Annotated in this window: 13 protein-coding genes and 1 pseudogene; 6 read left to right on the plus strand and 8 right to left on the minus strand. The window is 55.1% G+C overall.

The features are described from left to right. Positions 1-122: 122 nt before the first annotated feature. The gene (locus tag C7H08_RS18565; RefSeq protein WP_423793514.1) at positions 123-2,966 is read left to right on the plus strand and encodes an Ig-like domain-containing protein; all 2,844 of its coding nucleotides are present in this window, start codon (positions 123-125) and stop codon (positions 2,964-2,966) included. An 80-nt stretch (positions 2,967-3,046) separates the two neighbouring features. Here the strand turns inward: C7H08_RS18565 and C7H08_RS13715 are convergent, their stop codons facing one another. The 4 genes and pseudogenes from C7H08_RS13715 to C7H08_RS13730 form a co-directional block, all read right to left on the minus strand. Then, the gene (locus tag C7H08_RS13715; RefSeq protein WP_106672800.1) at positions 3,047-4,966 is read right to left on the minus strand and encodes a bifunctional diguanylate cyclase/phosphodiesterase; all 1,920 of its coding nucleotides are present in this window, start codon (positions 4,964-4,966) and stop codon (positions 3,047-3,049) included. Positions 4,967-5,018: 52 nt separating this feature from the next. Further along, positions 5,019-5,774, minus strand: a complete 756-nt coding sequence (locus C7H08_RS13720) for a transglutaminase-like cysteine peptidase (RefSeq protein WP_227663400.1) — start codon at positions 5,772-5,774, stop codon at positions 5,019-5,021. Positions 5,775-6,120: 346 nt separating this feature from the next. After that, a pseudogene (locus C7H08_RS13725) lies at positions 6,121-6,291 on the minus strand (SAM-dependent methyltransferase); the annotation flags it as partial. 201 nt (positions 6,292-6,492) lie between these two features. Next, positions 6,493-7,494 carry a sensor domain-containing diguanylate cyclase gene (locus tag C7H08_RS13730; protein ID WP_106672801.1) on the minus strand — a complete coding sequence of 334 codons (1,002 nt, stop codon included), beginning with the start codon at positions 7,492-7,494 and terminating at the stop codon, positions 6,493-6,495. 272 nt (positions 7,495-7,766) lie between these two features. Between C7H08_RS13730 and C7H08_RS13735 the strand changes: the two genes are divergently transcribed. Beyond that, a complete protein-coding gene (locus C7H08_RS13735; RefSeq protein WP_227663399.1) occupies positions 7,767-9,086 on the plus strand; it encodes a serine hydrolase domain-containing protein in 1,320 nt (439 codons plus the stop codon). A 22-nt stretch (positions 9,087-9,108) separates the two neighbouring features. Here the strand turns inward: C7H08_RS13735 and C7H08_RS13740 are convergent, their stop codons facing one another. Then, positions 9,109-11,301 (minus strand): OsmC domain/YcaO domain-containing protein, encoded by a 2,193-nt coding sequence (locus C7H08_RS13740; protein WP_106672802.1) that lies wholly within the window; start codon positions 11,299-11,301, stop codon positions 9,109-9,111. 24 nt (positions 11,302-11,325) lie between these two features. Here C7H08_RS13740 and C7H08_RS13745 point away from each other — a divergent pair, with 24 nt between their 5' ends. Beyond that, on the plus strand, positions 11,326-11,553 hold the full coding sequence (locus C7H08_RS13745) for a hypothetical protein (protein ID WP_106672803.1): 228 nt from the start codon (positions 11,326-11,328) through the stop codon (positions 11,551-11,553). Here the strand turns inward: C7H08_RS13745 and C7H08_RS13750 are convergent. Next, positions 11,534-12,367: a M90 family metallopeptidase gene (locus C7H08_RS13750; RefSeq protein ID WP_106672804.1), complete on the minus strand. Its 834-nt coding sequence runs from the start codon at positions 12,365-12,367 to the stop codon at positions 11,534-11,536. The genes C7H08_RS13745 and C7H08_RS13750 overlap by 20 nt on opposite strands. Before the next feature lie 42 nt (positions 12,368-12,409). Next, positions 12,410-12,829 (minus strand): universal stress protein, encoded by a 420-nt coding sequence (locus tag C7H08_RS13755; protein WP_106672805.1) that lies wholly within the window; start codon positions 12,827-12,829, stop codon positions 12,410-12,412. Positions 12,830-12,919: 90 nt separating this feature from the next. Here C7H08_RS13755 and C7H08_RS13760 point away from each other — a divergent pair, with 90 nt between their 5' ends. Beyond that, a complete protein-coding gene (locus C7H08_RS13760) occupies positions 12,920-13,243 on the plus strand; it encodes an antibiotic biosynthesis monooxygenase family protein (RefSeq protein WP_106672806.1) in 324 nt (107 codons plus the stop codon). Between the two features lie 91 nt (positions 13,244-13,334). Here C7H08_RS13760 and C7H08_RS13765 read toward each other — a convergent pair whose 3' ends face one another. Further along, positions 13,335-14,306 carry a ribonuclease Z gene (locus tag C7H08_RS13765; protein WP_106672807.1) on the minus strand — a complete coding sequence of 324 codons (972 nt, stop codon included), beginning with the start codon at positions 14,304-14,306 and terminating at the stop codon, positions 13,335-13,337. Positions 14,307-14,377: 71 nt separating this feature from the next. Here C7H08_RS13765 and C7H08_RS13770 point away from each other — a divergent pair, with 71 nt between their 5' ends. Then, positions 14,378-14,749 (plus strand): YidH family protein, encoded by a 372-nt coding sequence (locus C7H08_RS13770; RefSeq protein WP_106672808.1) that lies wholly within the window; start codon positions 14,378-14,380, stop codon positions 14,747-14,749. Positions 14,750-14,787: 38 nt separating this feature from the next. Beyond that, the gene (locus tag C7H08_RS13775) at positions 14,788-15,642 is read left to right on the plus strand and encodes a crotonase/enoyl-CoA hydratase family protein (protein ID WP_106672809.1); all 855 of its coding nucleotides are present in this window, start codon (positions 14,788-14,790) and stop codon (positions 15,640-15,642) included. Positions 15,643-15,646 lie beyond the last annotated feature (4 nt).

Here is a 15,646-nt window from a genome sequence, read left to right on the forward strand (position 1 = left end):
CCGGTACCAGCACCGACGTGGGTGCCGGTGAGACCGTCAACCTGACGATCACCGACCAGAACGGAAACACCGTGACGGCCACGGCCACCGTGGATGCGGATGGCAACTACAGCGNNGCCGGCGTGGACGTTAGCGGCCTGACCGACGGCCCGCTGACCATCGATGCGAGCACCGAGGACAACAACGGCAACACCATCACGGCCCAGGACAACGCCGAGCTGGACACCACACCTCCATCGATCGAAATCAGCGCCAGCGAGCAGACGTTAGCAGATGGAGAGGAAGCAGAGATCACCTTCACCTTCAGTGAGCTCGTAACCGGCTTTGAAGTTGGCGATGTGGATGTTAGTGGTGGAGCGCTCATTAACTTTAGTCAGGTGGACTCAATTACCTGGTCTGCAACCTTTACTGCAGATGCCAGTGGGCCTATCGAGATTTCGGTAGCTGATGGTAGTTTTACTGATTTGGCTGGCAACGCGGGCGTTGGTAACAATGTGTCGATCAACGCAGCTCCTATTGCCAACGACTTGCATGCGGTTACTGATGAAGATGTAGCGCTTTCTGGAAATGTTCTGAACAACGATACGGACCAAGACGGTGATGAGTTAACCGTTACGGTATTTGAAGTAGACGGAATACAGTATGTCGCTGGCGATTCCGCAACCATTGCCGGAGAAGGAACAATTACGCTCCAAGGGAATGGTGATTTCGATTTTGTTCCGTTTGAGGACTGGAGTGGAACTTTCCCTGATGTTGCGTACACGGTTGAAGATGGTCGGGGTGGTGTCGGATCAGCTGCTTTGCAGATTGAGGTAACCCCGGTAGCCGATACTCCCAACTTGTTGCTGGTTGCTGATAATAGTGTACCTGAGGGTGTTGGCTTAAAAATTGAGACTTGGGACGGTCTGTCTATCGGGAGCGGTGGCAACGGCGTAGATCCATCTACTCTTATAACAGCGTTTGATGACGCGGGCGAGCCAGCTTTAACGGCGATTTCGACAGAGGTTAATGTAGATCGCAGTAATGGTCTGGATGCCCAGCAGGGGACGAAAACATCAGGGTTGATCTATCTGGAAGCCGGCAAAGAATATACCTTTGGCGGTTATGCTGATGATAGCGGTGCGATTGTTGTAGGTGGTGATCTGGTGGCCGCTGGTCGCTGGGGTGTAACGGGAACCGCACCAAACGGTGAGGAAGGACCAGCACGGTATAGTGGTGCATTTGAACCATCTGAAAGTGGTTACTATTCCATTGATATCTATAAGCACAACAATAGTGGTCCTGGAGGGTACGATGTATGGATGTCTGTGGATGGTTCAACGGCGGAGATCTTGTCGACCGATAATGCGGCCTTGTTCCCCGATGTGAGTTCTCTGGAAGAACAGGGAGTACGTCCGTCAGAATTTGACGAAGAAGGTGGGTTCTATACGACTTTTGAAGTGAATGAAGGCGTTGCTGGCCGGTGGATTCCGCTCTCTGAGGTTGAGGCTGAGTTAACCGATACGGATGGCTCTGAGACTTTGACGGTCAGCATTGAAGGTTTGCCAGAGGGAGCTGTTTTGTCAGATGGCAATAATGCATTTACCTCGACTTCAACAAGTGATGTGGTTGATGTGACAGAGTGGGATCTGGACGAGCTTATACTCAAGACTCCTGAGGCTGTCACGGGTAATTTGGAACTCACCGTTACTGCAACGTCTACTGAATCAGCAAATGGCGATACGGTGACATCTTTCGATAGCATCTCGGTAAATATTGTTCCGCCTGCTGTTGCTATAGAGAGTGTTAGTTGGGTTACTGGAGGAGAGTCGACTGATATAATAGACACCGTTTGGAATGAGTTGTCAGATGCTGAATTTGGTGTTCGGCAATATGAGATTGACGTTACCGATTCCGGTGAGACTATATCTGCTGATTCTCTGAATGCATCGGCTACTAGAAATCTTACGATTCAGGCGACCGGCGAAAGTGCAGATACTTACCTGTTTGGCATAAACGATGTTTACTCGCTGACTTGGGAAGAAAACGTGGGGTCAGAGGCAAATCCTTATTGGATTAGTCGAGAAATGTTAGGTTCTTTGACGCGTTCAGATGTTTTTGCCAATGAATCGGGTTTTTTCGAAGATGCGGTAGTCATGTTCTCTGGTAGCATCAATGGTGCGAGTTATGCCCTGGCCGTCGATACACTTGGCATTGATAATTGGGGTGGCAATTACTTTACGAATGATCAGGACCCGTCTAGCGTGGTCGGATACCAAATGATAAGTATTGTAGGAACCTCACAGCCTGCAGCGTCGGTTGAGGTCTTCGATGAAAATGGTGACTTGATCGACACAGTCCTGGCAGATAACCAGGGCGCTTGGAGCACTGTAATATATCCTTCGACTAGCAACACTGGATCGGTTTCTGTCATTGCAACCGACACTGCAGGGAATACAACAAGTGATGTTAAGAACTATCTACTCGGTACCTCAGGAGATGATTCGCTCATCGGTTCGAGCAATTCGGACGTCCTTTACGGTGGTGAGGGTGACGACATCCTTGATGGCGGTGCTGGTAATGACGTCTTGATTGGTGGTGCCGGCGACGACATCCTGACCGGTGGCGCTGGAGCGGACGTCTTCCGCTGGGAGCTCGGTGACCAGGGCACCACAACAACGCCTGCACAGGATGTGATTCGAGATTTCACTGAAGGTAACTACACAGGCACTGGTGAAGCCGATCGTCTTGACCTCGCAGACCTCTTGCAAGGCGAAAACGAGACAAATCTACTCAACTACATCATCGCGGAAGAAAACGGAAGCGGGGACACCGTTCTGTACGTCAATAGCCAAGGTAGTCTGAGTGGCGAGACGGCTAACGCTGATCAAGTGATTACGCTTGAGAACGTCAGTATGGATGGCCAGACGTCTGAACAGTTCATCCAGGCATTGCTCAATAATGGTCAGCTAAATATTGACTCTTAAGGCTCATAATGCCCCGACGTGAGTCGGGTTCTTTGGAAGCACCCCGCCACAATTGCTGTGGCGGGGTGTTTTTTATGGTTTCAGTTTTTTCTGTAGCGGAACCCATCTACCCCGCACTGAAGCGCCTGTTTTTTCTGATCAATGGCAGGCTCATCAATAAACACTTTCATCCCGACTGAATGTGCAACGCTGCAGATTCGCTGGATGAATAGTTCTTCTTTGCCGTTGTTCATTATGTCCGTTGTGAGGTTTGGGTCGAGGTGGATAAATGACAAACCCAGTGACGGCAGCAAATCAGATGAGAGAAATTCCGCTGAGGCATCAACGAGGCCCACTTTGGTACCGAGCTCACTAACCATTTTCGCAAAGGCTGCGAAATGAATCGGGCTGGTAACGGCAGTGGATTCTCGGATCGCTAATGTCAGGCGGTGGCCCTGATCAGGATAGCGTTTTAGTTGCTCGGTCATATTGGACAGAAAGCTAACGCTTGAGACGGTATCTTGGGACAATCTTACGGAAAGCTGTTTGTCTTGATTGGTTTCTAATAGCGCGAGTGCTTCCGAGAACAGTCGTTGATCGAACGCTTCCTCAATGCCAAATCTGCGAGCCCACGGCCGGAAATGCTGGGCTGGAATGTTCCAGTTCGGAGTTGCAATAGTCAGAGTCAGCTCTTCCAGCACTATGTCATCAAATGACGTTTTGACTTGGTCAACGGCGAGGCCCAGATTTCCTGAGTCAAGTGCGCCAGTCAGAACGGCGCGCCACTGATCCACGGAAAAACCATAACCGGAGTATCTGGATTTCGAAATGACCGAATTCTGTTCGGGCCATTCCATTTCGGCTTGGGCTAAAAGGCCATCCAGATGTGTCATAATGGCCTCCCTCTGATCGTCTCCTTTTATGTTGGTTGCCGCGATAATAATGGGCACTCGTTGGCCTTCGCTCGGTAAACACTGCTCCCACGAGGTCCGTAGGGCTTCGTTTAATTTGGTAACCAGTGCTTTCAGATTAGCTTTGCCGCTTATAAGAAGAGCGAAGTCGGATCCGTTCAGCCGGGCAGCAACAACGGTTTGGGCGACATCCAAGGAACCCTGAAGTTGACTGAGGCAGTCAGCAACTCCACACAGTATCTGGTCGGTTTGTTTGCGACCCAGGCGCTGGTTAAGTTCGAGCAGGTCCATTACTCGGAACATTAATAGCCTGTGCTCCTGATCCGCCGAGCCCTCATCAAGGAGTGTTTGCAGTGATTGCATGAAAACCGAACGGTTCGCGAGCCCTGTGAGCGCGTCATATTGGAGTGACTTTCGGAGCGCTTCCACATGCTGTCTTTCGTTTACGAGGAGTTGTTTCACATTGCGTGACAGCAGATTCATCGACTTAACGACTCGTTTCAGCTCTTCTGTGTTCGGTTCTTTAGCCTCGATAAACTGCTGTCGGCCGATGGATTCTGCTTGCCGCACGACGTCTTCCAGTGGGCGAGTGATGGTTCTTACCAGATAGCGTGCAGCGATGGCGACAAGGATCAGCAAGGCCATCAGCCAAAGCATGGTTCGTATTATGTTGCTCCACAGGAGGCCATAGGCGCTGTCTGTGTCGCTGGCAACGCGCAACAAACCATATTCTCCCCACCCGTCCATCACCCTGGCCGTCGCCTCTGGTGAAGATAAAGGCAGCAGTGTTTTAAACCAAATGGGCACTGTTTTGCTTTCTGAGGGTCGGCCCGACTCAAAAATAATAGGTTCACCGGTTAAAGGCTGAAGCGATATATGTTTGAAATGACCCAAATCGAACTGGGTTGCCATGAACGTTTCTATCAGGGCCTCATCTTTTTCTGTTTGCGAAATCGTCAGTGCAAGCGCATTCGCCGTGTCGGTATTTTTCACCACGAGCTGCTCCTCCACGTATGTGCGGATGCTCAGGCTGCTAAATACAAAGCTCCCTAAAAAGGCACTGACCAGCAATATAGATATGAGTAGCCAAAGCTGTTTGCTTAAAGTCATAAGGTCACCTTGCTGCTAAATATTCTGTCGGCAAGCGCTTCGCGCCTAAAGTTCAATCTTTGTTCCATGTGATTCCTTCGGTATTCATTCGCTCGATCACATCTCTCCAGCGAGAAAGGCGTTGGGTTGGAGATGCTGCCGAAGAGCGTTGGTTGCCCACCCACAAGCCGTCACTATTAAAACTGAAGACCGGGAGTAAGTCTGGTCTTTCGCTTGCGGGGTGGATGTCTCGGGTTAGGCTATCGAGAATCAGTGGCTCTGATTGGGGGCTTTCATAGTAGGCAAGAACCATGTGTGGCCGTGATATAGGGGATGAAGCGCCACCGATTTTTGCACGGACGTAGATTAACCGGAGGCGTTCATTTGGGATGCCTAAGTGGAGCAGACTGACATATTTGCCGATTGCGTAGTCTTCACAGTCCCCTTTGCCGCGGGTCAGGGTTTCGAGGGGGGTAGCCCAATAGTCGCTTTTGTTCCAGTTGTCGATGTCTTCAACATACGTGACGTTGGCATGGAAAAAACGGTTTGCGGCTTGGAGACGCTCACCTATGCTCAGCTCGTGAGCATTATCTAACAAGATTTCCCACTCGCGGAGAACTGGCGTGTGTGCATTGCCGGTCAAGGATGCCGCGGACTGCCTCAAAGTGTGGAAGTCGATATCCAGTGGCTTTTTGTTGTTGGCGACTGTAGCAGCTGAGGCAAGGGCTGCCAGCATGACTACCAAGACAATTGCAGGGATTTGCGAAGCACACAAAAACATTGTCAAACGCAGAAAGATGGCCCCACAGATTGACCTGGAGTTCTTCATAATGTGGGCTTGTCTCAAACGCCAGTACCTCAGTGCAAACGCAGTCAGCCTAGGCTAAACAAATTGCCTGAATGATCAAAGCGATTGCCTGTAAGTTTATGTGAGTCCGGGGCGTGTCAGCTCTGCTTTGCCCGCCTGGCCCGATCCAGGCAGCCCGGAAGTGGGAACCCCGAACAAGGAGCGCTGCCACGTGCCTGCGGCTTGTTGAAGATGACGCAATTCCGGCTGGGTTTCGTTACCGTGAACCAGACGGCTGTCACTGCTAAGGATGTAATAAACGCCGTTCGGTGGGAGCGCAAGCCCATTTCAACATCGGCTGTATGACCATGGATCATTCCGGGATGCAATGCCGGATGTGCGGCCCGGTCCCGCAGGCCAGGTCAAGATGGCGGGTGCCGCCGTTGCCGAACAGCTGGTGCAGCCGCCGGACACCTTGGCTCTGCGCCGGGTAATCGATGTCGGCACACATCAGGTCGTAGCAGCCTGACAGGTCGGTATACAAGACGTTGGCAGACATGGCAAGTCTCTGTGTGAGTTGCAGGAACACCTCTGGCGATCAGCGGCTGCAGATAAAACAGGTTGGCAGGCGGGCGTGTTGAGGGCTGCGTATGTTAAAACAATCGATGCCGGGCAGATAGGCTTCGGAGTGAATCGGAACCGCTTATTCACGCCAGGCGCGAATGCCGCTTTCGTTGCCAGCTAATTGTCATGCGGAGGATTACGGCGCTAACCTCCCGTTTTCGCCAGCGATCCGTATCTGGTTCCTGCCCTTTTCTTTTGCCTGGTACAAGGCCTTGTCCGCGGCATTGATGATGTCGTCTGGCAGCAGGCCGTGATCGGGAGCGGTGGCAAGACCAATGGAAAAGCTGACCTCGATTGGCTTGTTGGTGCCGGTGATGTTCATGGGGCTGTGTGTCTTTTGCCATTCCATGATTCGACACTTGGCGTCAGTCAGGGCCAGTCCCGGCATCATGATCAGGAATTCTTCCCCGCCCCAGCGACAGACCACATCTTCTTTGCGCATGCTCTGGGCGAGGCGCTGACTGAACTCCACCAACACCTGGTCGCCGAAGGAGTGGCCATGCTGGTCATTCAGTTGCTTGAAGTAGTCAAGGTCCACCATCATCAGGGTGAGTGAGTACTGCCCCCTTTGAGCCCTGTCCAGCTCCCGCTGCAGGCTTTCCATGAAATACCGGCGGTTAAACAGGTTGGTCAGCGGGTCACGGATGGCCTCTTGCTCGAGCTGGTCGTGCAGGCGGCGATTTTCCTCCAGTTGTTGCTGGAGGATGGCGTTGGTTTTCTGCAACGCGGCCTCTGCATTACGACGAGCGGTGATGTTCCGGGAAATGCCGCAAACGTAAGTCGTGTTGCCGTCCCTTCCAAGCAGCGGCGATAAGGTGGTCTCAAAGATTGTGATGGGAGTGGAGAAGCCTTCGGTGTCTTCCTCATAACGCATTGGCGCACCTGCCTGGATCACCCTGGTGTAGTTATCAGAGATTTTCTTGCAGAGACCCGGGTCCGGGACGATTTCATCAAGGTAGCGGCCACACAGCAGGGCATCGCTGTGATTCATGAAGGTGTCCATGGCGGGGTTGCAATACACCAGCCGATAGCGAGCCCCTTCGGCGCGGAGGATGAACACGTGGTCACTCATGGTGTCCAGCATGCCCTGAAGCAGGTGAAGATCGACGGCGTCCTGATTCTCATCCGATGGTGGCACGTTTTTTCACTCTCGTTTATAGGCTTGCTCTAATATAGTTCAGGGTGGCGCTGGATGGCTATTCGCAATCGGATTGAGTGTGGGAATGCGGTGGTGACGGAAGTGGTGGCGATCTGCGCCTGCGTTGGATCAGCTCCCGGATAAAAACTGCCCTCGCGGCGTGTTTTGGTAGGGCATTTGTGGGAGCTACCACCTAGAGATTGAGTTAGTATTTGAACAGTCACTGCATGGGATTGGGTTGTGCTATCCACTTTCATTATTGAGGGGTTCGAATGGTGTTGAATCGATTTCTGGCCTTCGGGTTTGGTGGTGCGTTTGTTTTGGCCAGCCTGTACTCAACGGTGGCGCATGCGACCAGCCCATTGAGTGCAGAGGACTCAGACCCAGGCAAAATGGCCTGGATGCAGGGCTTCCCGCCGCCGGCCGAGAAATTGATCATGCAGCCGGAATCGGACTTTTTCAGTTTTCCGAAGATGCGCTGGACGGTGTGCCACATTCGCGAGCTGATGCCCACCAAGCAGGTGAGCCGGGGGATTGGAGCGCCAGTGCCACTGGCTTCCGCACCCGATGAGGGGATTGATGCGGTGCGCTTCCTGCCTTTGGGCAGCGACACCGCGATGACCTGGCGCGAGTCCTTGTTTGCCAACTACACGGATGGTCTGCTGGTTTTACACGAGGGTCGGGTGGTCTATGAGCACTACTCTGGCTGCCTGAGTGAGGCGGGCAAGCACGCCGCTATGTCGATGACCAAGTCGTTGACCGGTTTGCTGGCGGAGATCCTGGTGGTTGAAGGCCGCCTGGACGAGGGCGCAAAGGTTGGCTCCATTATTCCCGAGCTTGAAGACAGCGCCTTTGGCAGTGCGACCGTGCGCCAGGTAATGGATATGACCACGGGCCTTCAATACAGCGAAAACTACGCCGACCCGAATGCCGATATCTGGGTTTATTCGAAAGCAGCCAGTCCGTTGCCGAAACCGGAGGGCTATGTGGGCCCGAACGGATACTTCGAGTACCTGCAGACCGTGAAACAGGACGGTACTCATGGCGAAGCCTTTGGATATCGCACCATCAACTCCGATGCGCTTGGCTGGATTATCTCGCGGGTAATCGGGAAGGATGTTGCGCATTTACTCTCTGAACGAATCTGGAGCAGAATGGGGGCCGAGCAAGACGGCTATATGACGGTCGATGCCAAAGGCACACCGTTTGCCGGCGGCGGCTTGAGTGCCGGCCTCAGAGACCTGGGGCGAGTTGGCCAGTTGATGCTCAGTGATGGTGTGATCAATGGTGAAGCGCTGTTCCCGCGCAAAGTGGTCGACAACATCCGTGCGGGTGGGGACAGAGAAGCATTCGCCAAAGCGGGCTATTCAACCCTGGCTGGAGGCAGTTACCGAAGCATGTGGTGGTTGTTCCATAATGACCATGGCGCTTTCGCGGCACGCGGGGTGCACGGCCAGACTATCTATGTGGACCCCACAGCCGACATGGTCATCGTACGCTTTGCCTCCTTCCCTACCGCCGCTAACTCCAGAATCGACCCGACCTCGTTGCCTGCCTATCAGGCGCTGGCTGAGTACTTGATGGCCAAGTGAAAGTCGGTATCCGGCCTACAGCCTAAGGCTGTAGGCCGGCCTTTCGGGCCCTGGCCGCATGGAGCTTTTTATAGCTCTCGATCATCTTCAGGTGCCGGTCCAGACCGCGCAGGTCCATGCCGGTTTCTTCGAGACCAAAGAAACGCACGGTGCCGTTGATGGAGCCCACGACGGCGTTCATCACCTCATCGCCAAACATGCGGCGGAAGTTGAAGAGGTAATCGTCCAGCGCCAGTTCGTCATCCAGCGTGGCTTCCAGAGCCGCCTGCATGGCTTGGTAGAACAGGCCGCGCTCAACCGTGTTGTCGTTGAACTGCCTGAACATCTCGACCAGCTCCTGGGCTTCTTCCAGCTCGCCAATGGCCAGGTAGATCAGCAGTTTCAGTTCCAGGATGGTGAGCTGGCCCCACACGGTGTTTTCATCAAACTCGATGCCGATCAGTGTGACGATGGTCATGTAGACGTCGAGCTCGGCCTCTTCCAGGCGGGCTACCAGGCCGGTCAGCTCGTCGTCACTGAGGCGATGCAGGTTGAGGATGTCTTCCCGGAATGCCAGCGCCAGGTTGGTGTTGTCCCAGACCAGGTCTTCCACCGGGTACACTTCGGAGTAGCCCGGCACCAGTATGCGGCAGACCGGTGCGCCCAGATCTTCGAATACCGCCATGTAGCATTCCTTGCCCAGGTCTTCGAGGATGCCGAACAACGCGGTGGCTTCTTCGGCGTTGGTGCCGGAGAAATCCCACTCGGCAAAGTCGTAATCTGACCGGGCACTGAAGAAGCGCCAGGACACCACACCGCTGGAATCGATAAAGTGCTCAACATAGTTGTTGGGCTCGGTCACCGCCATGGAGTTGAAGGTGGGCGCCGGCAGGTCGTTCAGACCTTCAAAACTGCGGCCCTGCAGCAGTTCGGTCAGGCTGCGCTCCAGCGCCACCTGAAAGCTGGGATGGGCGCCGAAGGAAGCAAACACGCCGCCGGTTTTCGGGTTCATCAGGGTAACGCACATCACCGGGAACTGGCCGCCGAGGGAGGCATCTTTCACCAGTACCGGGAAGCCCTGATCTTCCAGGGCCTGGATGCCTTCGACGATGTCCGGGTACTTGGCCAGTACCTCGTTGGGCACGTCCGGCAGGGCGATTTCGTTTTCGATAATCTCTTTCTTGACCGCCCGCTCGAAGATTTCCGACAGGCACTGTACCTGGGCTTCCGGCAGAGTGTTGCCGGCACTCATGCCGTTGCTGAGGTACAGGTTTTCAATCAGGTTGGAGGGGAAGTACACGGTTTCCCCATCCGACTGGCGCACGTAGGGAATGCTGCAGATGCCGCGTTCCGGGGTGCCGGAGTTGGTGTCAAACAGGTGGGTACCGAGCAGCTCGCCGTCCGGGTTGAAAATCTCAAGACAGTAGTCGTCCAGGATGCCCGCGGGCAGCTCGCCTTCCGGGCCAGGCTGGAACCATTTCTCGTTCGGATAATGCACGAACGCGCTGTTGGCGATGTCCTGGCCGAAGTACTGATCGTTGTAGAAGAAGTTGCAGTTAAGCCGCTCGATGAACTCACCCAGGGCCGAGCACAGGGCGGCTTCCTTGGTGGAACCCTTGCCGTTGGTGAAGCACATGGGCGAGGCCGCATCGCGAATGTGCAGCGACCACACGTGGGGCACGATGTTGCGCCAGGAGGCAATTTCGATTTTCATGCCCAGATCCGCCAGAATGCCACTCATGTTGGCGATGGTGGTTTCCAGGGGCAGGTCTTTGCCTTCGATGTATGTGCTTGCTTCGCCTTCCGGTTTGACGGTGAGCAGGGCCTGGGCGTCTTCGTCCAGGTTTTCCACCACCTCAATCTGGAAATCCGGGCCGGCTTGTATGGCTTTTTTGACGGTGCAGCGGTCGATGGAGCGCAGAATGCCCTGGCGGTCCTTGTCGGAGATGTCTTCCGGTAGTTCCACCTGAATCTTGAAAATGTGCTTGTAGCGGTTTTCCGGGTCTACAATGTTGTTTTGCGACAGGCGGATGTTTTCCGTGGGAATGTCGCGGGCGTTGCAGTACACCTTCACAAAGTAGGCTGCGCACATGGCCGAGGAGGCCAGGAAGTAATCAAACGGGCCGGGCGCCGAGCCATCGCCTTTGTAGCGGACGGGCTGGTCGGAAATGACGGTGAAATCGTCAAATTTGGCCTCAAGCCTCAGGTTGTCGAGATAATTGACTTTGATTTCCATGGGCAGCTTACCGGATTCAGAAATATGAGCAGTTTACGCGGAATAGACGAGGTGATCCCCGATGCGCGGGATGGTCTCACAAAAACCGAAAGGACGATACTGTACGTACTGCAGGAGACCCAGAAGGAGCGGGGCGGCCGCAACGTGCCCACGGTGATGCTCTATGGCCGGGTGCTGGAATACGTGAACATCAGCGAGCAGGAGTTGCATCTGTATCTGGACCGCCTTGGCGTCAGGGGTGATGGCTGCTGAAATCCCGCGGGTCCAGCCGGTAATAGCCGCACAGGGTTTTGTACACCTCGGGCTGCACCTCGAGCAGGTGCTCCGGTTGCTGGAAAAAGGTTTCAGTCAGTACCGCAAAGAACTCCGCCGGCTCGGTGGCGCCGTAAGGGTCCAGCCAGGGCTTGTGATGGTGCGCCAGGCGGTGTTGCAGGTGGTCCCAGGCCTTGGTCATGGTTTCTTGCCAGTTCCGGGCCTGCTCGCCATACAGCGGCGGTGCACCATCGGCGGTGCCGTCCAGATAATCCAGCTGGTGGGCGAATTCGTGAAGGATCACATTGTGCGGGCTGTGCGGTTCGGCGATAGCGCTTTCGCACTCGCGCCAGGCCAGTACCACCTGGCCACGGGAGGAGGCTTCACCCGCGCGGATCTGGTTGCTTTCACTGACCACCAGTCCATCGCTTTCCATACCCTGAGCCCGATACACGTCCGGATAGACCAGAATGCTGCGCACGTCGTCGTAGTCTGAAAACGGCCGCTCCAGAATCAGCAGGCAGGCGTGGCCGGCGATGGTAACGCGCACTCTGTCATCGACTTCAAATCCGTCGCAGCCGTAGTAATCTTTCTCAGCGATAAAAAGCTGAACAAGGCGTTCAAGCCGTTTTTTTTGCGGCGTTCCCAGTCGTCTGTACGCGGGCACCTGTGTTTTCAGAAAGCGGCGCCAAGGCTTCGGGAATGGCTGCTGCAGTTCCCGCTGCCGCTGCCAGTTGCGGTAGAAGAACAGGTAGAACAGTGAGCCGGCAATCAGGGCTGTGGCAAATACGGCGAAGACGACAGGAGCGGACATGAATAACTTCCCTGTGAATGTTCGGTCAGTCTAACCCAAGGATCAGCGAACGATGAAAACCGAAATATCGCTATGCTTGACGATTTCGGCACCGTTGGAACGCAGCAGGTGCAGCTTGTCGCCCAAGCCGGGCGCATGCGATGCCATAATGACGAGGTCGGAGCCAGTGTCCTTGATCGCGTCCAGCAGTTTTTTGTCCAGCTCAACGGCTGTGTCGACGGACTCCAGTACTTTTGAGTCAGTTTGGATTCCATGAACCTGGCCCTGCTCCTCCGCGAATTCCGCCAGTTTTTCAGCGAGCTCTTCGGGATTGTGGGCGGCGGCGCCGGGCGTGCTGTTGGTAACCGTGACGTAGCACAGTGATGCTTGGTAGTGTTTGGCGACATCGATGGCGGTGTTGAGGGTTTTCGGCATGTTACCCAGCTGGGATAGATCTACCGGCACCAGGATTCTTTTATACATCTCATATACTCCAGTGGTGAGATTTTAATCATGTAATGTCCAGTCTGGACCACAAGACGGAAATGCTGCAAGTCGTCAGAGGAGCGCCCGATGAAATTCATCTTTGAAGTCACCGTACAAGAGGGCCATACCGCCGAGGAATACGCCGATGCCTGGGTGCGCGCCAGTGAGCTGATTCAGCAGGCACCAGGCGCCCGGGGCACAGAGTTGCACCGGAAGATTGGTGAGCCGAACAAACTGATTGCCATTGCCAGCTGGGACAGCAAGACCCACCGGGACGCGATGGAAGCCGACAAGGACCCGAGAATTTCGGAGATCATCAAAACTGCGGCGCCGTTTGTGGAAATCCGGCCCTTGGGTGAGTTCGACGATCCGGAGTGGCTGGTGATGCCGCCAGGCAGCCAGGCAGAGTGAACCGAAAGTGTCTGATAACATCAGGTCAGTAATCGTTTAATGCTTTGCGATATTCGAAGACGTGCTGTCGCAGGCCTGAGGGCGGGTGTGGCTAGCGGTCGGTGAGGCGGTGCAGTTGCAGGTCGGTTGTCAGTTGGTAGGTGTCAAAATCGTTGGCGAGGAATAAATGTCCCTTGTAATGCTGCAGGGCTTCAGCCGCCAGTTGGTTGATATTCGGTGTGCCACCGGGATAGGACTGGTAGCGCGAGCTGAAGTGGGTGAGCACCAGGTTGGGCAGCTTCACGCTCTGGGCAAACCGCGCGACCTGCTGGGCTGAGCTGTGTTGTGGCCAGGGGCCAACCCGGTCCGCCACGTCCTGGGTGTAAGTGGCTTCGTGAATCAACACATGGGTGCCGGGGCAGGCGTCTCTCAGCAGCTCAGGGGTGTCGTTGTCGCCGCCGACAATGAGTTTGCGGGCGGTTCTGGGGATGTGGGTATAGTCGTCGCTTTTCAGCAGGCGGCCATCCGCCAGCAGCACGTCTTTGCCCTTTTGTAGGTCGCCCCAGTTCGGGCCGGCCATTACGCCATCTTCCAGAAGTTTGTCCTGCCGCAGTTTTCGTTCCAGATTGATTTCGGTGAACACAAAGGCTCGGCAGGGCACGCGGTGGGACAGTGCCACGTTGGTCACGCGAAACTGGTCATCCTGCCAGTAGAACTCCGGCGCTTCCGAGTTGATAAAGTTGAGGGGGTAGCTGAGGCTGGAGTCGCTGTTGTCGATCACAGCATGGATGAACCTCTGAACCTGCACCGGCGCGATGATGTCCAGTGGCTCGGTTCGGCCCAGCATGGAGGCACTGGTGAGCAGCCCGGGCAGACCGAAGATATGGTCACCGTGGATGTGGGTGATGAAAATCGCCCGCAGCTGCATCACCGAATAGCGGGTGCGCATCAGTTGGTGCTGGGTGCCCTCGCCACAGTCGATCAGGTACCAGGGTTTCGGGCCGGAGCGGCAAAGCGCAAGCCCGGTGACGTTTCGTGACCGGGTGGGTGTTCCGGCGGATGTGCCCAGGAAAGTAAATTCCATCGTGCCTCGTTTCGCGGTAATGTGCGCCCTGATGATACGAAACCTTTTTCTGCGATGATACGGAATCAACCATGTCTGACCTGAAAGATCCCCGCGTTCTTTTTGCCGCCGAGCGCACCTTGCTGGCCTGGAACCGCACCAGTCTGGGCCTGACCGCCTTCGGGTTTCTGGTGGAGCGGGCGGGTCTGTTGCTGGCGGCACTAACGCCAGAGACTGCCGATGGCATTAATCTGGTGGTGATGTACTGGTTGGGCTTGCTGTTTATCCTATTGGGTGCGGCCACCGCGTTTTACGCCACCCGCCAGTTTGGGGCAGTGTTGAAAACCCTGAGCCCGGAAGAATTTCCCAATGGTTACAACGCCCGCTGGGGCATGACGATCAACCTGATCGTGGCTTTCCTCAGCCTGGCGCTGGCGGCGGCGCTGATTGTCAGCCAGCAATAACACGTTTTCAGAGCAACAGCGTTTAAAGGAGCTACACCTTGTCTGAATTAGCCAACTACGAAAGCTTTAACATCAACGTTAAAAATCACATCGCCCACGTGCAGTTCAGCCGGCCGGAAGCCATGAATACCATGAACAAGGCGTTCTGGCTGGAGTTGCCGCGCTGTGTACAGGACATTGAAGCCAACACCGATGCCCGGGTGATCGTGATTTCGTCAACCGGTAAGCACTTCTCTGCCGGCATGGATCTGGGTGTGTTCTCCGATCCGAAATCGGTGCCCATGAGTGGTGATCCCGGCCGGATGGCCGAGAACCTGCGCCGGGTGGTGTTGCAGCTGCAGGACACGCTGACGTCTCTCGAAAAAGTGCGCCTGCCAGTGCTGGCGGCGGTTCACGGCGGCTGCATTGGTGGTGCTCTGGATCTGGTGTGTGCGGCCGATAGCCGTTACTGCACGGCGGATGCCTACTTCACCATCAAAGAAACCGAGCTGGGCATGACCGCCGATGTCGGCACTCTGCAGCGCCTGCCCAAACTGATGCCTGAAGGCGTGGTGCGTGAGTTGGCTTACACCGGTCGCAAGTTCGGAGCTGAAGAAGCTCAGCGCCTGGGCTTCGTAAACTCGGTGTATGAGAGCCAGGACGCCATGCTGGAAGCGGTGATGGCCATCGCCGCACAGATTGCTGCCAATGCGCCGCTGGCCGTCACCGGTTGCAAGGAAATGCTCAACTACAGCCGCGACCACAGCGTGGAAGACAGCCTGAAGTACATGGCCACCTGGCAGGCTGGCATGTTCCGCCCCACCGACATGATGAAAACCTTCCAGGCCAAGGCCCAGAAAAAGGTCCCCACTTACGACGACCTGTTCCCGGTCAAGGATCTGTTCTCCAACTGATTCA

It is taken from the genome of Marinobacter halophilus, from assembly GCF_003007685.1.
Lineage (GTDB): Bacteria > Pseudomonadota > Gammaproteobacteria > Pseudomonadales > Oleiphilaceae > Marinobacter > Marinobacter halophilus.